This is a genomic window from Segatella copri, from assembly GCF_026015465.1.
Classification (GTDB): Bacteria; Bacteroidota; Bacteroidia; order Bacteroidales; family Bacteroidaceae; genus Prevotella; species Prevotella copri_E.
The window spans coordinates 552,955-571,443 of sequence record NZ_JAPDUQ010000002.1; the positions used below are offsets into that span (position 1 = coordinate 552,955).

At 45.2% G+C, this 18,489-nt stretch carries 16 protein-coding genes; 6 read left to right on the forward strand and 10 right to left on the reverse strand.

Annotation, left to right across the window (positions count from 1 at the left end; genetic code table 11):
* Positions 1-29: 29 nt before the first annotated feature.
* Positions 30-584, forward strand: a complete 555-nt coding sequence (rfbC, locus tag ONT08_RS09260; RefSeq protein ID WP_118201032.1) for a dTDP-4-dehydrorhamnose 3,5-epimerase — start codon at positions 30-32, stop codon at positions 582-584.
* A gap of 45 nt (positions 585-629) precedes the next feature.
* The gene (locus tag ONT08_RS09265) at positions 630-1,433 is read left to right on the forward strand and encodes a DUF4738 domain-containing protein (protein ID WP_118201031.1); all 804 of its coding nucleotides are present in this window, start codon (positions 630-632) and stop codon (positions 1,431-1,433) included.
* A gap of 65 nt (positions 1,434-1,498) precedes the next feature.
* Here ONT08_RS09265 and ONT08_RS09270 read toward each other — a convergent pair whose 3' ends face one another.
* The 6 genes from ONT08_RS09270 to ONT08_RS09295 form a co-directional block, all read right to left on the reverse strand.
* Entirely contained in the window at positions 1,499-2,506 is a 1,008-nt protein-coding gene (locus tag ONT08_RS09270; RefSeq protein WP_119235899.1) for an IS110 family transposase, read from the reverse strand.
* Between the two features lie 392 nt (positions 2,507-2,898).
* Entirely contained in the window at positions 2,899-4,047 is a 1,149-nt protein-coding gene (locus ONT08_RS09275; RefSeq protein WP_022121790.1) for a sodium ion-translocating decarboxylase subunit beta, read from the reverse strand.
* Between the two features lie 92 nt (positions 4,048-4,139).
* The gene (locus ONT08_RS09280) at positions 4,140-4,625 is read right to left on the reverse strand and encodes an acetyl-CoA carboxylase biotin carboxyl carrier protein subunit (protein WP_022121789.1); all 486 of its coding nucleotides are present in this window, start codon (positions 4,623-4,625) and stop codon (positions 4,140-4,142) included.
* 5 nt (positions 4,626-4,630) lie between these two features.
* Positions 4,631-5,659: an OadG family protein gene (locus tag ONT08_RS09285; RefSeq protein WP_118201029.1), complete on the reverse strand. Its 1,029-nt coding sequence runs from the start codon at positions 5,657-5,659 to the stop codon at positions 4,631-4,633.
* A gap of 223 nt (positions 5,660-5,882) precedes the next feature.
* Positions 5,883-7,577 (reverse strand): putative transporter, encoded by a 1,695-nt coding sequence (locus ONT08_RS09290; RefSeq protein WP_119236210.1) that lies wholly within the window; start codon positions 7,575-7,577, stop codon positions 5,883-5,885.
* A 241-nt stretch (positions 7,578-7,818) separates the two neighbouring features.
* A complete protein-coding gene (locus ONT08_RS09295; protein ID WP_118080755.1) occupies positions 7,819-9,066 on the reverse strand; it encodes a phosphoglycerate kinase in 1,248 nt (415 codons plus the stop codon).
* 325 nt (positions 9,067-9,391) lie between these two features.
* Here ONT08_RS09295 and radA point away from each other — a divergent pair, with 325 nt between their 5' ends.
* The 4 genes from radA to ONT08_RS09315 all read left to right on the forward strand — a co-directional run bounded on the left by radA (position 9,392) and on the right by ONT08_RS09315 (position 14,131).
* Positions 9,392-10,876 (forward strand): DNA repair protein RadA, encoded by a 1,485-nt coding sequence (gene radA / locus ONT08_RS09300; protein WP_119236209.1) that lies wholly within the window; start codon positions 9,392-9,394, stop codon positions 10,874-10,876.
* Between the two features lie 45 nt (positions 10,877-10,921).
* Positions 10,922-11,575: a 7-cyano-7-deazaguanine synthase QueC gene (gene queC, locus ONT08_RS09305; RefSeq protein WP_117586352.1), complete on the forward strand. Its 654-nt coding sequence runs from the start codon at positions 10,922-10,924 to the stop codon at positions 11,573-11,575.
* 76 nt (positions 11,576-11,651) lie between these two features.
* Positions 11,652-12,776, forward strand: coding sequence for a TlpA disulfide reductase family protein (locus ONT08_RS09310; RefSeq protein ID WP_264959758.1), 1,125 nt, complete (start codon positions 11,652-11,654; stop codon positions 12,774-12,776).
* A 347-nt stretch (positions 12,777-13,123) separates the two neighbouring features.
* Complete coding sequence (locus ONT08_RS09315) at positions 13,124-14,131, forward strand: IS110 family transposase (RefSeq protein ID WP_119235899.1); 1,008 nt, start codon at positions 13,124-13,126, stop codon at positions 14,129-14,131.
* Positions 14,132-14,200: 69 nt separating this feature from the next.
* On the opposite strand, the gene ONT08_RS09320 is transcribed toward ONT08_RS09315, so the two are convergent.
* Genes ONT08_RS09320 through ftsY form a run of 4 tightly spaced genes read right to left on the reverse strand, consistent with a single transcriptional unit; the run spans position 14,201 to position 18,288 of the window.
* Positions 14,201-15,685: an HU family DNA-binding protein gene (locus ONT08_RS09320; RefSeq protein ID WP_264959759.1), complete on the reverse strand. Its 1,485-nt coding sequence runs from the start codon at positions 15,683-15,685 to the stop codon at positions 14,201-14,203.
* Positions 15,682-15,972, reverse strand: a complete 291-nt coding sequence (locus tag ONT08_RS09325; protein WP_006846479.1) for an HU family DNA-binding protein — start codon at positions 15,970-15,972, stop codon at positions 15,682-15,684. Before ONT08_RS09325 ends, ONT08_RS09320 begins: the two co-directional genes overlap by 4 nt.
* A 57-nt stretch (positions 15,973-16,029) precedes the next feature.
* Positions 16,030-17,331 carry a 30S ribosomal protein S12 methylthiotransferase RimO gene (gene rimO, locus ONT08_RS09330; protein WP_264959760.1) on the reverse strand — a complete coding sequence of 434 codons (1,302 nt, stop codon included), beginning with the start codon at positions 17,329-17,331 and terminating at the stop codon, positions 16,030-16,032.
* Between the two features lie 3 nt (positions 17,332-17,334).
* Positions 17,335-18,288, reverse strand: coding sequence for a signal recognition particle-docking protein FtsY (gene ftsY, locus ONT08_RS09335; protein WP_117728375.1), 954 nt, complete (start codon positions 18,286-18,288; stop codon positions 17,335-17,337).
* Positions 18,289-18,489 lie beyond the last annotated feature (201 nt).

Consider the following 18,489-nt stretch of genomic DNA (forward strand, 5'->3'; position numbering starts at 1 on the left):
TGTGCCTAAAATAAATAAGGTATAAATCAATGAAATATACAGAGACAGAAATTGAAGGAGTCTGGCTGATAGAACCTCGGGTATTTGAAGATGCTCGCGGCTATTTCTTTGAAGCATGGAAGCAGGCTGACTTTGATGCTCACGTTGGAGGGCATGTGGAGTTTGTGCAAGACAATGAATCGATGTCGGCTCGTGGTGTGCTCAGAGGTTTGCATTATCAGAAAGGTGAATTCTCGCAGGCTAAGTTGGTGCGTGTCATCAAAGGCCACGTGCTGGATGTAGCTGTTGACTTGAGAAAGGGCAGTAAGACTTTCGGTAAATATGTAATGGTTGAACTGAGTGGAGAGAACAAACGTCAGTTTTTCATTCCTCGCGGTTTTGCCCATGGTTTCCTGGTACTGAGTGACGAAGCCATCTTTACTTATAAAGTAGATAATGTTTATGCTCCTGATTACGAAGCCAGTATTCATTGGGATGATCCTACTATCGGAATAAAATGGCCTATTGAAGGAGTTGAGGTGCTTACGTCAGAAAAAGACAGAACCAAGGCAAAGTCTTTCGAAGAGGCTGATTATTTCGAGTAGAATTGGCATCAGCTTTTACCGATTAATTTATTTAAAGAACTCATCATGAAAAAGATAGTTAATTTATGGCTGCTCAGTTGTATCTTGACTCTTGTTGCTTGTGGGCAGAAGGCCGAAAAGCAACAGGAAGTGAAGGAAGATACTGCGGCTAAGAAGATGTTGCAAGGCATTTGGTTGAATGATGACGATGAGGATGATGTGGCGTTCCGTGCAAAAGGCGATACGATTTATTATCCTGATTCAACCAGTCAGCCTGTCTACTTCTACATTGCTGGTGATACGCTTGTAATGAAGGGTGCTAATATTGCAAAATATCCGATTGTAAAACAGGCTGAGCATATTTTCCAGTTTAAAGTGCAGAATGGGGATGTGGTTAAGCTGGTGAAGACGGAAGATAAGTCTTATTTGCAGCAGTTCATCCACAACCATGCTTCCGTGGCGCTGAATCAGAATACGCTGATTAAACGTGATACGGTGGTTGTAAGGGGCGATGAGAAATATCATCTCTACGTACAGGTTAACCCAACAAGTTATAAGGTCTACAAGAGTTCTTATAATGATGATGGTGTTGAGGTAGACAATGTTTATTATGATAATATTGTGAACTTGCATGTTTATCATGGTGCCAACTGTCTGTTCTCTCGTGATTTTCATAAGAAGGATTTCGATAAGCAGGTTCCTGCTTCTTTCTTGGACCTGTCTATATTGAGCGACATCGTATTCAATAAGATAGATAAATCTGGCATTCATTATCTTGCTGTTCTGGCAATGCCTGACAGCAGTTTGAGTTATCAGGTTGAGGTTATCATTTCCTTTGAAGGAAAAATGAGAATGCGGGTTAAGAGCTAAAAAAGAAATAAAAAAGTCGCCCTGTTTTACTCTAATTGAGCAAGCTTTGAGCGTATTTTTTAACGTTAATTATATTTAACGACCCTTGGGTCTTGCCTAATGAAGTTTGCGTCATAGTATTCACCTTTTTCCACGAGGGTGAATATGATCCTTAGCAACTTGTTTGCTATGGCATTTAGCACATAATGACGCGGCTTTTTATCTATTAAAGTACGTCTCTCGTAGTACAGTTTAATCTCCTTGTTGTGCAATCTGGCGCTTTCTGCGCAGATGTACAACAAGGTCTTTGACCGTCTATTACCAATCTTGGATATATGTGCTCCCTTGTCCATTTTCCCCGATGATTTTTCGTATGGCGCAGTTCCTGCATAAGCAGCATATTGGCGCGCTGTAGTTATTTTTGTGAAATTCTCTGTTTTTACCAATAGTTCTACTGCGGTAATCAGCCCAACTCCATCGACACTTTTAACAAGCTCATAGTTGTGGCGAATGCTCTCATGTCCATTTATGACTTTCAACATTTCTTTTTCCGTCTCTGCAATTTCCGTGTCCAACATCTCTTTGATGCGGTCCATGCTTCGCTTGACGGCAAGACTTCTGATAGGACGACAATCCTCGCTCTTGTCGGCTGTTATTAGCTGCTTACGCTGTTCTACGAGCATTTCTCGGTGGCGTGCCAATTGACGAAGCTCATATAGAGCCTCTTCTGGAAACGTCTTGTATTTCAGCTTATCAGGATATCTCTCTCCAAAATCTCTGAGCAGTGCACAATCCAGGACATCCGTCTTGGCACGGTCAGGTGTAGCTCTGTATCTATGGATGACATATCCACCCACAAAGGCAATCTTCACATTGCTATCCATGCAGCACTTCAAGAGAGTATCACCATAAACTCCGGTATGCTCAGCAACCAATACAGCATCGCTTGGAAGGGTTTCTAAAAACCTTCCGATACTCTTAAAATTGTTCTTTACAACCTTATGTGAAGGTTGGTTTGATACTTTTTTTGATGTCAAGTCGAAAAAACTTACGTCAAATTTCTCTTTTGCCAAATCTATTCCGTATATTTGCATATTGAATAAAGTTTTTAATAAGAAGGGTGCTCCGTTCTGAGCGGCTACAACTATACTACGAGTCCTGTCTTGTTCTACACAAGCAGGCTAATTTACTCTCAAGCTTCTGTTCAGAAAATATCCAGTTCCCCAAACAGGGCTAAGCCTTTACTATGCTAGAAAGGGCACAGGGTTAACGCTGGATATGGAGTATTCTTCTTTTTTTATTGTACTTATCTAATTTTCTGCAAAGTTAACAAAAGTTTGCAGATATAAAGATTTTTACCTCTTTATTTTTCCAAGTGCAAATATAATAGAAAGGGAAAGCATTGGATGTAAGATGCTTTTGTCCTTTCAGGGCGATTCTATTTTTTATGTGCTTATCCTGGAGGGATAGCTTGGTGGCTCAACTTTTAATTGAAGAATCCCAGCAAAGCTCCGGCTGCAACGGCAGAACCGATGACTCCCGCAACGTTTGGTCCCATGGCGTGCATGAGAAGGAAGTTGTGGCGGTCGTATTCCAGACCTAGGTTGTTTGAGATGCGTGCACTCATTGGTACGGCACTCACTCCGGCGTTTCCGATAAGTGGGTTCAGTTTCTTGCCTTTTGGCAAGAAGAGATTCATCAGCTTGACGAATAAGATTCCGCTTGCCGATGCGATGATGAAAGCAAGAGCACCGAGAGCAAAGATTTTGATGGTATTTAATGTCAGAAACTCTGAAGCCTGGGTAGAACAGCCTACGGTCAGGCCGAGGAGGATAACGACAATATCATTCAAGCTGCTGCTTGCTGTCTTGGCGAGTCGGGTTGTCTTTCCACTCTCTTTCAGAAGATTTCCGAAGAACAGCATTCCTAATAATGGCAAACCAGATGGAACGATGAAGGTGGTGAGAAGCAGACCGATGATAGGGAAGAGAATCTTTTCGGTCTGTGAAACCTGACGTGCCGGTTTCATCTTGATGACGCGCTCTTTCTTGGTTGTAAGCAGTCGCATCAAAGGTGGCTGGATTACAGGCACCAGTGCCATGTAAGAGTAGGCACAAACCGCAATGGCTCCCATGAGGTTCGGACTCAGTTTGCTGCTCAGGAAGATGGCGGTTGGTCCGTCTGCACCTCCGATAATGGCAATGCCTGCTGCCTGGTTAGGTTCAAACCCAAGAGCCAAGGCAATCATGTAGGCGCCGAAGATTCCAAATTGGGCAGCGGCTCCAATCAGGATGAGTTTCGGATTGGAAATGAGCGCAGAGAAGTCGGTCATGGCTCCAATGCCCAGGAATACGAGTGGCGGGTACCAACCCTGTTTCACTCCCTGGTAGAAGATGTTCAGAACGGAGTTGTCTTCGTATAAACCTATTTCGAGTCCTGCATCGGCACGGAATGGAATGTTGCCAAGAATGATTCCCAATCCGATAGGAACCAGGAGCAGCGGCTCAAAATCTTTCTTGATGGCGAGCCAGATAAAGAGTGCTCCCACCAGAATCATGATGAGGTTTCCTGCCGAGGCGTTGGCAAATCCTGTAAAGGTAAGAAACTCATTGAAGTTTTGTATGATGAAATCCATAATTTACTTTGAACTTTGAAAGTTGAACATTGAACTTTATGATTAGTCTTTTGATTGGAAGAGTAATCATTAGCTTTTGTCTAAACAGCTTATTACGCGATTGTAACAAGCGTGTCTCCTTCCATTACTGCGTCTCCCTTGTTCACGTTGATGCTGGTAATGGTTCCTGAAGTTTCTGCATCGATGTTGTTCTGCATCTTCATGGCTTCGAGAACGACAACAGTATCGCCTGTGTTCACCTTGTCACCGACTTTCACCTTGATTTCGTTGATAGTACCAGGCAGAGGGGCAACAACTGGTTTGCCTGCAGCAGGAGTTGCCTGTTTGCTTGATGAAGCAGAATCAGAACTTGCTGCAGAACTTGAACCTGCAGCAGAACCTGCGCTTGCAACTGAGCTGGCAGAAATGTTGTTTTGTCCATCAGTTAACTTCACTTTCTGCTTACTGCTCTTAACCGGCTGTTTCATTTCCACTTCGAATGGAATTCCATTCACGGTTACATTGGCGATATTGCCTTCAATATCCTGTATTTCAACGACGTAATCTACGCCTTTAACCTTATATTCGTACTTTGCCATAGTTCCTATATTTTAACGTTGTTATTGTTGTTGTTGAATTTCGGAGCATTCCACCTGGTCTGTTTTGGCTTGATGGTGATAATGCCGGATTCTACATCATGAACATCTTCCAGATATTCCTGTAGTGCAAGGGAGATGACTGCTATGTAAATCTCCTTATCAATACCCTTGGTTTCTAAACCATCTTTCAGAATCACGTTGGTCTTATGACTGAGGTCTTGAGTAACCTTGATGGTCTTCTTTCCTGTCTTATATAATAAGGTGGCGTGCTTCTCAGTAGCACGGGCGATGCGCTGTTTATGTTTCATGTAGGCTCCGAAAACCCAGAACACGATGAAGAGGAGAGCAAGGCAGGCAAATACGATTCCCATTGAAAGTACGGCGATTCCTATTCCGTATGGGTCGCTTTTCTTCAATTGCTGGGCTTTACTCAAACCTGTGTTTTGAGGCAGATAGCCTGGAGTTACTGATCCGGCAATGGCTTTCTCCCATGTCTTGAAGTCCTTACTCAGTTCAAAACTCTCATCAGCAGCCAACACTGGCACGCTTACGGAGTCTATCAGGTCAACGGCATTTCCGTCATAGAGTGCTATCCAGTTGGGCATCTTTTCCTGTAGAATAAGATTGAGATGAAAAGGTCCCGAGTTGGAAGAATTCTTTGCCTTCCAATGTTGTCCGTTCCTGCCATCCTGGTACCAGGAACTGCTGTCGAAGATAACGATGCTCTTCTTGCCTCCCAGTGTGGTTCGTGGTTCATTGTTAGGCAATGGACACATCAGCTGTCGGCGAGCTTCAGGCGACATTTTCTTGTCGAGAACCCTTCGGTCGGTGGTTAGGAACATACCGCGTACATTATACGTGGTAAAGGAGGAATTGCTCAATTCCACCCATGGTTTGTGCTGCCCGTACTCATCTACAAGATTGGTACGGTTGTCGGTCATCACCTCCGTAATACGGATACTTTTGGCACCTTGACTCCAAGCGGGCAAGGACGTGATGACTAGCATGGTTATCAGAAATCCCAATTTCTTCATACGCTTACTAACGTTTATAGGGTTATTGTTTCATATTTCGAAAAAATCTGCATCATATAGGAACGATAGCTGTTCCTAGAAGATTCATTAGGTTTGTTTCTTGTGCTCAAAGGTACGAAGAATTTCTGAAAAGACAACAAAAAAGGTGCACAAATTTTTGTCTTTGTGCACCTTTTTTATAATTTATAACTATTTTCAGTTGTTTTCTTAACTTTTGTAAGTCTTACGCTCCGCAGAAGAACAGCACCACTATCTGGGCTGTAAAGATACGGAGGAACATGCTTAATGGATAAACCGTAGAGTATCCTACAGCTGGAGCCTCTTTAGAGCAAGAAGCATTTGCATAAGCCAATGCAGGAGGGTCTGTGTAAGTACCGGCGAGCATACCCATGATGGTGAAGTAGTTGAATTTAAACTTCAGGCGGGCAATTGTACCGATGATGAGGATAGGAATAACGGTGATGAGGAAACCACATCCTACATATTTCAAACCGTCACCCTGTACTACTGTGTCCCAGAATCCGGCACCAGCCTTGATTCCCACACTCGCCAGGAAGAGTACAAGTCCTATTTCTCGCAGCATCATATTAGCCGAAGTCGTCGTATAAGTTACCAGCTTCATGCGATAGCCGAAACGGCCGATGAGGATGGCGATGATAAGCGGACCTCCGGCAATACCCAACTTCAAAGGCACCGGCATTCCTGGAATGGCAAATGGGAGAGAACCGAAGATAATACCTACCATAATGCCTACGAAGATAGTAGCAATGTTAGGTGCATCGAGGCGCTTTACAGAGTTACCCATGATTTCAGCCACACGGTTCACATTCTCTTCAGGACCTACAACCAGAATCTTATCACCTACGTGGAAGTGGTGGTTTCTGCCTGCAAAGATGTCCATTCCCTGACGGGAAATACGGGTTACGTTAACGCCGTATACGCTGGAGAAGTGCATCTTACCCAAGGTCTTACCATTCATTTCCGGACGGGTAACAATGATACGGCGAGAAACAAAGTGCTGTACTTCATCCTTCTCGCGGTCCCATTCTGCTTCAATCTCTGGTCCGATAAAAGCCTTGATGGCTTCAGCATCAGCCTCTGCACATACAACGAGCAATTCGTCTCCAACCTCAAACTTAGTCTTGCTGTTAGGAATGCTCACCTCGCCATTGTGGAGCAGTCGTGAACATACAATGTCACGGTTCAAGAACTCAGATACTTCTCTCAGCGTTCTACCTGTAATATAAGCATTTTCCACGCGCAAGTGCATGTTATGGGCCTTAGCGTGTGGGTTGGCAGCATCTTCTTCGTTAAGCTGTTCTTCCTCATCAGCAGTATTAATCTTACAGATGTACTTGATAAGGATAGTAGCACCAATAATGCCCACTACACCAAGAGGATAAGCACAAGCATAACCGTTGGCAATACTTGGAGCACCATTAGGGAAGACGCTGAGCAAAGCCTCGTTGGCAGCACCAAGACCCGGAGTATTGGTAACCGCACCATAGAGTGTACCTATCATCATAGGCAGGTTGTTAGGGTTGCTCGTGTCAAAGAAGAGATAATAGCAACCAAACATCACGAGGATGTTGAGCAGAATAGCGCTAGCTGAAAGCATATTGAGCGTAACACCACCTTTCTTGAAACTCTCGAAGAAGCCAGGTCCTACCTGGAGACCAATCATGAAGACGAAGAGGATCAATCCGAAGTCTTGCACGAATGTGAGAATTTCCTTTGGACCGGTGAAGCCAACGTGGCCAGCCAAAATACCTGCGAAGAGTACGAAGGTGACGCCTAACGAAATGCCGCCAATCTTTATCTTTCCGAGGTAAACACCAATAGCTATCACGATAGCGTAGAGTAGGGCGATGTGAGCCACCGACTCGGTATTGGTAAAGAGATTAACAATCCAATCCATGTATTCGTTTTAAAATCAGGAAATTATATTCCTGTAGTTTACCAAATTATTTTAGAATTTATGTTTCCTGTTGCTTGTTTAAAATGAAAGATACAGTTCTGTTTATAGAGAGAATCTGTAGATTATTAGGGATTCAATTAAAACTGAAAATTGGAGGACATCACATAGGAAGCCCTCCAACCTATTTTTTCTTGTAAAAAATCAAGCCCTTTTTTCAAATGGCTTTCTTTTAAACATAAGATTACTTCTCGATAGCTGCTACACCTGGCAATACCTTACCCTCGATAGCCTCGAGGAGAGCACCACCACCTGTAGAGATGTAAGATACCTGATCAGCCAAACCGAACTTGTTGATACAAGCTACAGAGTCACCACCACCGATGAGTGAGAATGCACCTTCCTTAGTAGCCTCAGCGATTGCGTCAGCAATAGCCTTAGAACCACCAGCGAAGTTGTCGAACTCGAATACACCTGCAGGACCATTCCAGAGGATAGTCTTAGCACCCTTGATGGCAGCTGCGAAAGCCTTGCGAGTCTCAGGACCTGCGTCCATACCCTCCCATCCGTCAGGGATGTCGTTAGATGGGCAAACCTGAGTATTGCAATCGTTCTTGAAGTCATCACCGCAGATAGAGTCTGTGCCGAGTACGAGGTTTACACCGTTCTCCTTAGCCTTCTTGATTACGTCGAGAGCAACGTCGAGCTTGTCATCCTCGCAGATAGACATACCGATCTTTCCACCGAGAGCCTTAGAGAATGTATAAGTCATACCACCGCAGAGAATCAGGTTGTCAACCTTAGTCAACAGGTTCTCGATGATACCGATCTTAGTAGAAACCTTAGAACCACCCATGATAGCTGTGAATGGGCGCTTGATGTTGCCGAGAACTGCGTCAACAGCCTTTACCTCTTTCTCCATCAGGAAGCCGAGCATCTTGTGATCTTTGTCGAAAGAATCAGCGATGACAGCTGTAGAAGCGTGCTTGCGATGAGCTGTACCGAATGCGTCCATTACATATACATCAGCGTAAGAAGCCAACTTGGCAGCGAACTTCTTCTGACGCTCCTTCATCTCAGCCTTAGCAGCATCGAATTCTGGAGTACCCTTCTCAACGCCAACTGGCTTGCCTTCCTCTTCTGGGTAGAAGCGGAGGTTCTCGAGCAAGAGAGCCTCACCTGGCTTCAAGGCAGCAGCCTCAGCATCTGCGTTACCGCAGTCCTTAGCGAACTTAACGTCTACACCGAGAGCGTCTGATACGTTCTTAACAATCTGAGAGAGAGAAAGCTCTGGTTTAACCTTGCCCTTTGGCTTACCCATGTGGCTCATCATGATGAGCGCACCGCCGTCTGCAAGTACCTTCTTCAATGTAGGAAGGGCACCGCGGATACGAGTGTCGTCTGTTACATTACCATTTTCATCCAATGGCACGTTGAAGTCAACGCGCACGATTGCCTTGTGACCGGCAAAGTTAAAATCTTCAATTTTCATTTTACCTAAATTTTATTTAGTTTATGTACTAATTTATTGTTCTAAACCTTTCTGCTGGTTTCAAAAACCGAAGGCAAAGATACAAATTATATTTGAATCAGCAAAATATAGTAGCGGTTTTTATGATTTTTAGTAGATGAAATCGTCTGTTTGCTATATCGGGTTTGCAAAATTCATGTTTTGTACTTTCTTTTGCTAGATTTGTTAAACAAAATGGAGAGAAATGAAATATATTCTTAACAAATTACTTTTTTTTTGGATTTTTCGATAATAAATAGTACCTTTGTGCGCAGTTTTAAACGTTATTACATATAAATGAGATAAAATGGCGAAAGATAAGATTGCTTTTGTGTGCAGCAATTGCGGACAGGAAAGTGCCAAATGGATGGGCAAATGTCCTAGCTGCGGACAATGGAATACATTTAAGGAGATTCGCATTGCTGCCGATTCCGGATCGCAGGCTGCGAAGAATGCCGGAATGACCATGCGTCATGGTGGGGCTGCCACGATGTTTGGCGGGCAGCACGGCGAGCATGATGCTGCGCCGATGAAGCTTCGCGATATTTCTGCGATTGATGAACCGCGCATCGATATGAGGGACGAGGAACTGAATCGTGTGCTGGGTGGCGGAATGGTTCCCGGCAGCATCACGCTCCTGGGCGGTGAACCGGGAATCGGTAAGAGTACGCTCACCTTGCAGACTATTCTGAACATGACTGACCGCCGCATCCTGTATGTGAGCGGAGAGGAGAGTGCCCATCAGATCAAGCTCCGTGCCGACCGGTTGGCTAAAGGACAGGCAATGCTCAGAGATGGCTCTTCTGCTGACACACTGAAAACGGCTTCTCTTTCACCAGAAGGAGCTTTTGATCATATTACGGTTTTCTGCGAAACACAATTGGAGAAAATCTTTAGCCATATTCAGAAAGTCGCTCCTCAGCTGATAGTTATAGATTCTATCCAAACAATTGCTACGGAAGAAGTAGACAGTTCGCCAGGTTCTGTTTCCCAAGTTCGCGAGTGTGCAGCCTCCCTGCTCCGTTTTGCCAAGACGAGTGGCATTCCGGTCATTCTGATAGGTCATATTAATAAGGAGGGAACGCTTGCCGGACCAAAGATTTTGGAGCACATCGTAGATACGGTAATTCAGTTTGAGGGCGACCAGCATTACATGTACCGCATCTTGAGAAGCATCAAAAACCGATTCGGAAGTACTTCTGAGTTGGGAATCTACGAGATGATGCAAGGCGGACTCCGACAGGTGAGCAATCCTTCAGAGTTGCTGCTTACTGAAGATCATGACGGGCTTTCGGGTGTTGCCATCAGCGCAGCCATCGAGGGTGTCCGCCCGTTCCTGGTAGAGACGCAGGCTTTGGTTTCAACAGCTGCCTATGGAACTCCGCAACGTTCGGCAACGGGTTTTGACCAGCGCCGTTTGAACATGCTCCTGGCGGTTCTGGAGAAACGTGTGGGGTTCAAACTGATGCAGAAGGATGTGTTCCTGAATATTGCCGGTGGATTGAGAGTCACCGATCCTGCCATGGACTTGAGTGTGTTGGCAGCCGTATTGAGCAGTAATGTTGACGCGCCTATAGAGCAAGGTTGGTGTATGGCAGGCGAGGTAGGTCTGAGCGGTGAAGTCCGTCCGGTGAGCCGCATCGAGCAGCGTATTGCTGAGGCTGAAAAATTGGGATTCCAGCACATTATCATCCCGAAATACAACAATCATGGTTTCGACCATAAGAAATATAAGATAGAAATTCATCCCGTAAGGAAGGTGGAAGAAGCATTCCGCTGCCTGTTTGGGTGAAGTAAAAAGTAATCATACAGTTCAAAGTTCAAAATTCAAAGTAAAATGAAGGATTCAGTAATCATTGTGAGCGGCGGCATGGATAGCATCACGCTGCTCTACGATAAGAAAGACGAGATTGCACTCGGCATTAGTTTTAACTATGGAAGTAATCATAACGAGCGTGAAATTCCTTTCGCCAAGATGCATTGTGAGCGTTTGGGAATCAAGCATATTACGATAGATTTGGGTTTCATGCATCAGTATTTCAAGAGTTCTCTTCTTGAAGGTGCCGATGCAATTCCTGAGGGTCATTATGCTGATGATAATATGAAGAGTACGGTGGTTCCTTTCCGTAATGGAATCATGCTGAGCATTGCCATCGGCATTGCTGAGAGTAATAATCTGAAGAAAGTTTTCATCGCTAACCATGGTGGCGATCATACGATTTACCCAGACTGCCGTCCGGAGTTTATCAAGGCGATAGATGAGGCTGCTGAAGCTGGAACGTTCGTTGATGTGCGCGTGGTGGCTCCTTATACGAATATTACCAAAGGGCAGATTGCTGAGATAGGTAAGAAGTTGGGCATTGACTATGCTGAAACCTGGAGCTGCTATAAGGGCGGTGAGAAGCATTGTGGCAAATGCGGAACCTGCGTTGAGCGCAAGGAAGCTTTGGCCGAGGCGGGTATTGAGGATACTACCGAGTATGAAAAATAAGGATGACGACGAACCAGGCGTTCTTCGTTCCCTATATATAATAAGGTGTAATCAGAATAAATATAATAAAAGAAAAATGAAAACAGCGATTTTATCTGCGGCTCTGATGCTTGCATCAACCGTTGCAATGGCTCAGAAGAGCAACTTCCAGTTGAATGTGGATTTGAAGAATTTCAATTCCGATTCTGTACTTGTTTACAAGGGCAGAAATGTTAAGATGGATACGGTTTTGGTGAAGAATGGCAAGTTTACCTATTCTGCAAACCTTGATAAGGCAGCCGGATACGTTTTCCTCTCACCTGAAGCTTATCGTGGTGCAGGTCAGTTTATGTTCAACCTGCCTTGTGTTCCTGGCGAGAAGGCTGAAGTTAAGGGTGATGCAAAGACCCGCTTCGATATTTCGGGTTCTAAGTTCTATCAGCAGTATCATGAAGTAGATGTTCTGCTGGAGAATGCTAATAAGGAGTTGAGAGATTACGAAGCTTCCCTGAACCAGAGAATCAAGAATGGTGAGACCCAGCAGACCATCATGGCAGAGTATGAGCAGAAGGCTCCTGCCCTGCAAAAGGCAAAGGACGATAAGATTTTCGATTTCGTAAAACAGCATCCTGATTATGAGGCTTGTGCTACTATTATAGAGCAGTTTGATGATGTCAGCAAGATGGAGAAACTGCTGGGCTTGCTCTCTGAGAATGTGAAGAACGGCAGAATGAAGGCTTTCTACCAGCCAATGATTGATATGGCTAAGAAGCGTGCTGAGGCTGAAGAGAAGGCTAAGAAGGTGCAGGCTGCCGGTGTTGAGGCTCCTGACTTCACGCTGAAGGATATTAAGGGAAATGATTTCAAGCTTTCCAGCCTTCGCGGTAAGATTGTAGTTCTTGACTTCTGGGGTTCATGGTGCGGATGGTGCATCAAGGGAATGCCTAAGATGAAGGAGTATTACGAAAAGTACAAGGGTAAGTTTGAAATTCTTGGTGTAGATTGTAATGATACAGAGGCTAAGTGGAAGGCTGCTGTTGAGAAGCACCAGCTGCCATGGATTCATGTTTACAATTCTAAGGACAGCAAGGTTCTCAGCGATTACGCTGTTCAGGGTTTCCCTACAAAGATTGTGATTGATGCTAACGGTAAGATTATCAAGACTATTGTTGGCGAGGATCCTGCTTTCTACACTTTGCTTGATGAAGTGTTGGGCAAGTAATGTTACATAAAACAATGTCGCCCTGTAAGTGCAAAATTACATTTGCTCTTACTATTATATTTGCACTTGGAAAAATAAAGAGGTGAAAATCTTTATATCTGCAAACTTTTGTTAACTTTGCAGAAAATTAGATAAGTACAATAAAAAAAGAAGAATACTCCATATCCAGCGTTAACCCTGTGCCCTTTCTAGCATAGTAAAGGCTTAGCCCTGTTTGGGGAACTGGATATTTTCTGAGCAGAAGCTTGAGAGTAAATTAGCCTGCTTGTGTAGAACAAGACAGGACTCGTAGTATAGTTGTAGCCGCTCAGAACGGAGCACCCTTCTTATTAAAAACTTCATTCAAAATGCAAATATACGGAATAGATTTGGCAAAAGAGAAATTTGACGTAAGTTTTTTCGACTTGACATCAAAAAAAGTATCAAACCAACCTTCACATAAGGTTGTAAAGAACAATTTTAAGAGTATCGGAAGGTTTTTAGAAACCCTTCCAAGCGATGCTGTATTGGTTGCTGAGCATACCGGAGTTTATGGTGATACTCTCTTGAAGTGCTGCATGGATAGCAATGTGAAGATTGCCTTTGTGGGTGGATATGTCATCCATAGATACAGAGCTACACCTGACCGTGCCAAGACGGATGTCCTGGATTGTGCACTGCTCAGAGATTTTGGAGAGAGATATCCTGATAAGCTGAAATACAAGACGTTTCCAGAAGAGGCTCTATATGAGCTTCGTCAATTGGCACGCCACCGAGAAATGCTCGTAGAACAGCGTAAGCAGCTAATAACAGCCGACAAGAGCGAGGATTGTCGTCCTATCAGAAGTCTTGCCGTCAAGCGAAGCATGGACCGCATCAAAGAGATGTTGGACACGGAAATTGCAGAGACGGAAAAAGAAATGTTGAAAGTCATAAATGGACATGAGAGCATTCGCCACAACTATGAGCTTGTTAAAAGTGTCGATGGAGTTGGGCTGATTACCGCAGTAGAACTATTGGTAAAAACAGAGAATTTCACAAAAATAACTACAGCGCGCCAATATGCTGCTTATGCAGGAACTGCGCCATACGAAAAATCATCGGGGAAAATGGACAAGGGAGCACATATATCCAAGATTGGTAATAGACGGTCAAAGACCTTGTTGTACATCTGCGCAGAAAGCGCCAGATTGCACAACAAGGAGATTAAACTGTATTACGAGAGGCGTACTTTAATAGATAAAAAGCCGCGTCATTATGTGCTAAATGCCATAGCAAACAAGTTGCTAAGGATCATATTCACCCTCGTGGAAAAAGGTGAATACTATGACGCAAACTTCATCAGGCAAGACCCAAGGGTCGTTAAATATAATTAACGTTAAAAAATACGCTCAAAGCTTGCTCAATTAGAGTAAAACAGGGCGATTTTTTGTTTGTTCAGTATTTTATTTCTTTTTCTTTTTCAATTCCAGTTTCGGAATCTTGATTTTCTGTCCGGCTTTTACGGTGCTTGTACCATTCAGGGCTTCTACGTAGCATTCCATACCCGAACCTAAATGGCGGGTGCTGATCTGTTCGAGGGTCTGACCGGCGCCAACCGTAACGGTTTGGGCAACTCCTACGATTCGGTAAGCTCCCGTGCGTACGCGAGCATCCTTATCATACTGGGATGATGCTATTTTCGAAGTAGCCTTTTCTTCGGCTTTATCTTTAGCCTTTTCTTTCGCTTCAGCCTTAGCTTTTGCTTCAGTCTGCTTGGCTTTTTCAGCGCTAGCACTTTCCTCATCCGAATTTTCAGCCAGTTTTACTGCTTCTGCAGTTTTTGCCATACGGATGCTGTCTTCCATCGCTTTCTGGCGGAGTTTCTGTTCCTGAGAGAGTGGGGCGGCAGCTGGTTTGGCTGGGACTTTCTTGGCTGGAGCCTGGTGATACTGGTTTAGCTGCATGGCTAGATGATCGCGCTGGGCAGTCATCTGACCATAGTTGAAGGCAAACCATCCCATTCCGCCAATCAAAGCTACTACGATGAGACAGACTGCAACGACCAGATAGCGAGGAATAACAATATGATGAGAATTGGAAGATTCTTCTTCCTCCTCTTCTTCTTCAGATTCATCTGATGCAGGTACTGCAGGTTCAACAACTGCTTTCAGGGCTTGCTGTTGCTGGGCTAATTCAAGCTTCTCTTGCTCCAGTCTTTCCTGCTCCAGTCTTTCCTGCTCCAGCCTTTCCTGCTCCAGCCTTTCCTGTTCCAGCCTTTCTTGCTCCAGTCTTTCCTGCTCCAGCCTTTCCTGCTCAAGTCTTTCCTGCTCCAGTCTTTCCTGTTCCAGTCTTTCCTGCTCTTGCTTTTCTTTTTCAAGCTTTTCTTTCTGTATTCTTTCCTGCTCCAGTTGGGCTTGTTTTAATTTTTCCAGTTTAGCTTGTTCAATAGCAATTTGCTTTGCCAGTTCGTCTTCGGCTTCTTTTTCCTTTTCCTTTTCTGATTCGATTACGACAACCTCCGGATTTGGAGTTGCAGTTTTTTCTTCGTCCAGAAAATCGATTACTTGTGCAGGAGCATCTTCTGTCTGTTCTTCTCCAAACTTCTCATCTATTTCATCGAAATCTACGCCGTCATTTACCACCACCGTTTCAAATTGGGCGAATGGCTTGTTTACGATTTCTTTCAGGATGTTGTCAGGCGTGAAGGTGAGTTTGTCTCTGCCTTCAATGGTGAAGCGCTCGCCCGTGTTCACATTGATGCTTTCACGGTCTTTCGTGGCCTGTACCTTAAAAGTGCCCAGCCATTTTATCTTCACCTGCTTGTCGGCATCGAGTCCCTGGTTGCACACATCAAACATCTTCCGGATGAATAGTTCTGCTTCCACCTGGCTCAGCCCGCTTTTGTCAGCAAGTAGTTTTCCGAGTGTATTTAAACTGAATTTGCTCATTGCTCATCCCCTCCATTCTTTAGTTTTTCCTTGACCGAAGCAACCGGTCGGAAACCCAACACCAACTTAGGCGGCACCAGCTGGCGCTTTTTGGTAGTAGGATTAACCACCACTCGCTCCATGCGCTTCTTCACTTCGAAGGTGCCAAAATTGGGGATAGAGACAGCTTCTCCATCCTCAAACTCGGCAATCATAGCGTCTATCGCCTTGCGCACCAACTTCTGGGTGTCTTCCTGCGAATAGCCGGTTTGCTGAGCCAGTTCAGCGATGTATTCCTTATTGTTCATATTTATTTAATATGTAGTCAAATTTTCTTAAACTCCAGGCTATGGGGGAGAGAATGATTATTTCACCACCTTGCCATAGAGGTCAAATTCCTCGCTTGCAGTAATTTCTACCTGATAGAAACAACCCACGCGCAGACGCTTCTCATCGGCACGGATCAGAACCTCAGGGTCTACTTCCGGAGAGCAGAACTCTGTTCGTCCGATGTAGTAATCGCCTTCCTTGCGGTCGATGATAACGGTCATGGTTTTGCCCACTTTATCAGCCTCAACCTCAGAGCTGATGTCTTGCTGCAGAATCATCAGTTCGTCCAGTCGGCGCTGTTTTACTTCGGCAGGCACATTGTCTTCGTAGTGGGTGGCGCTGTAGGTTCCTTCTTCCTCAGAGTAGGCAAAGGCGCCCATGCGCTCAAATCTCTGTTCGCGTACGAAGTCGAGGAGCTCGTGGAAATCCTCATCTGTCTCGCCTGGGAAACCAACCATCAGCGTAGTGCGGATGTGAATGCCTGGCACGCGTTCGCGGATGGCCTTCAGCAGATTGATGGTTTCCTGCTTCGTTACGTGGCGATGCATGCTGGTGAGCATGTGGTCGCTGATGTGCTGGAGGGCAATGTCGAGATATTTGCATACGTTTGGCTTCTCGCGCATCACGTCCAGAAGATCCATAGGGAACTGGTTTGGATAAGCGTAATGCAGGCGAATCCATTTCACGCCCGGAATATCAGCCATCTCGCTGATGAGTTCGGTAATATGATGCTTGCCGTCAATATCTACGCCATAGTAGGTGAGTTCCTGAGCGATAATCTGAAACTCCTTTACGCCTTCAGCTATCAGTTCGCGCACCTCCTGCAGAATCTCTTCCTTCGGACGGGAAACGTGCTTGCCGGTGATGATAGGAATGGCGCAGTAGGCACAGTGGCGGTTGCAGCCCTCGGCTATCTTGATGTAGGCATAATGGCGCGGAGTAGTGAGATGGCGCTGGCCGTTGCAGGATGAAACTTCCGCCTTGCCGAGTTCCTGCAGAAGCTGCTTGTAGTTGAATTTGCCGTAGAATTTATCCACTTCAGGCATTTCTTCTTCCAGTTCCTTCTGGTAGCGCTGCGAGAGGCAGCCCATTACGTAGAGCTTTCTGAGTCGGCCTTCTTCCTTAGCCTGGATAAACTCCAGGATGGTGTCGATGCTTTCCTGCTTTGCATCCTCGATGAATCCGCACGTATTGATGACGGCTATCTCGCCCTGAGGGCGCTTTGAATCGTGAACGCAATGGTAGCCGTTTGCCTCAAACTGCTTCATCAGCAACTCGCTGTCTACGAGATTCTTCGAGCAGCCCAGGGTAATAATATCTATCTGATTTTTCTTCATTTTCTAATTTTTAAAGAGCGAGTCTACGAATTCTGTCTTGTTGAAGAGCTGCAGATCTTCCATACCTTCGCCCAGTCCGATGTATTTTACAGGCACCTTGAGCTGGTCGCTGATGCCGATTACAACGCCGCCCTTAGCGGTTCCGTCGAGCTTGGTGATGGCGAGCGAGGAGATGTTGGTAACGGCAGAGAACTGCTTAGCCTGCTCGAATGCATTCTGTCCGGTACTTCCGTCGAGCACGAGCATTACCTCGTCTGGTGCTTCAGGCATTACCTTCTTCATCACTTCCTTTATTTTCTTGAGCTCATTCATCAGGTTCACCTTGTTGTGCAGTCGGCCTGCCGTATCGATGAGCACCACGTCGGCGCCGTTTGCCTTGGCGCTCTGCAGGGTGTCGAACGCCACGCTTGCCGGGTCGCTTCCCATCTGCTGTTTCACTACAGGCACACCCACGCGCTCGCCCCAGATGCAAATCTGCTCTACGGCAGCGGCACGGAAGGTGTCGGCAGCTCCCAGAACAACCTTCTTGCCAGCCTTCTTAAACTGGTAAGCCAGCTTGCCGATGGTGGTTGTCTTGCCCACGCCGTTTACGCCTACTACGAGGATTACGTAAGGCTTATGGTCGGCAGGGAGATCCCAGTCTGCCAGGTCATCGCTGTGATTCTCGGAGAGGAGAATGGCGATTTCCTCGCGCAGAATGCGGTTGAGCTCGCTGGTTGAAACATATTTATCGCGGGCCACACGTTCTTCGATGCGGCGGATAATCTTGACCGTGGTTTCTACACCTACGTCTGAAGTGATGAGTACCTCTTCGAGATCGTCGAGCACATCATCATCGACGGTAGACTTTCCGGCAACGGCGCGCGCCAGTTTGCCAAACACACTCTCCTTGGTTTTTTCAAGTCCCTTATCGAGAGTTTCTTTCTTTTTGTTGCTGAATAATCCGAATAATCCCATAATCTTGTTTTTATTTTCTGCAAAGATAATGCAAACGAGCGCAATGAAAGCTTGCTTTCAAATTGCCGAGTGCAGCTTATCTTCTGCAAAGATACTCATTTTTTTTTATTTTATGGCTTTTTCACTTGCTTTTTCGCCCTTTTCAAGAAAAAAAGTAAAGATTTAGAGGGTTTTATGTCATGACAGAAGGTTTTTTACTGA

Excerpts from the sequence above, each read along its gene's own strand:
- ONT08_RS09320 (WP_264959759.1), bottom strand. The coding sequence starts at position 15,685 with ATGAGCAAATTCAGTTTAAATACACTCGGAAAACTACTTGCTGACAAA.
- ONT08_RS09280 (WP_022121789.1), bottom strand. The coding sequence starts at position 4,625 with ATGGCAAAGTACGAATATAAGGTTAAAGGCGTAGATTACGTCGTTGAA.
- rfbC (WP_118201032.1), top strand. The coding sequence starts at position 30 with ATGAAATATACAGAGACAGAAATTGAAGGAGTCTGGCTGATAGAACCT.
- ONT08_RS09295 (WP_118080755.1), bottom strand. The coding sequence starts at position 9,066 with ATGAAAATTGAAGATTTTAACTTTGCCGGTCACAAGGCAATCGTGCGC.
- rimO (WP_264959760.1), bottom strand. The coding sequence starts at position 17,331 with ATGAAGAAAAATCAGATAGATATTATTACCCTGGGCTGCTCGAAGAAT.
- ONT08_RS09290 (WP_119236210.1), bottom strand. The coding sequence starts at position 7,577 with ATGGATTGGATTGTTAATCTCTTTACCAATACCGAGTCGGTGGCTCAC.
- ONT08_RS09285 (WP_118201029.1), bottom strand. The coding sequence starts at position 5,659 with ATGAAGAAATTGGGATTTCTGATAACCATGCTAGTCATCACGTCCTTG.
- ONT08_RS09265 (WP_118201031.1), top strand. The coding sequence starts at position 630 with ATGAAAAAGATAGTTAATTTATGGCTGCTCAGTTGTATCTTGACTCTT.
- queC (WP_117586352.1), top strand. The coding sequence starts at position 10,922 with ATGAAGGATTCAGTAATCATTGTGAGCGGCGGCATGGATAGCATCACG.
- ONT08_RS09275 (WP_022121790.1), bottom strand. The coding sequence starts at position 4,047 with ATGGATTTCATCATACAAAACTTCAATGAGTTTCTTACCTTTACAGGA.
- ONT08_RS09310 (WP_264959758.1), top strand. The coding sequence starts at position 11,652 with ATGAAAACAGCGATTTTATCTGCGGCTCTGATGCTTGCATCAACCGTT.
- radA (WP_119236209.1), top strand. The coding sequence starts at position 9,392 with ATGGCGAAAGATAAGATTGCTTTTGTGTGCAGCAATTGCGGACAGGAA.
- ONT08_RS09325 (WP_006846479.1), bottom strand. The coding sequence starts at position 15,972 with ATGAACAATAAGGAATACATCGCTGAACTGGCTCAGCAAACCGGCTAT.
- ftsY (WP_117728375.1), bottom strand. The coding sequence starts at position 18,288 with ATGGGATTATTCGGATTATTCAGCAACAAAAAGAAAGAAACTCTCGAT.
- ONT08_RS09315 (WP_119235899.1), top strand. The coding sequence starts at position 13,124 with ATGCAAATATACGGAATAGATTTGGCAAAAGAGAAATTTGACGTAAGT.
- ONT08_RS09270 (WP_119235899.1), bottom strand. The coding sequence starts at position 2,506 with ATGCAAATATACGGAATAGATTTGGCAAAAGAGAAATTTGACGTAAGT.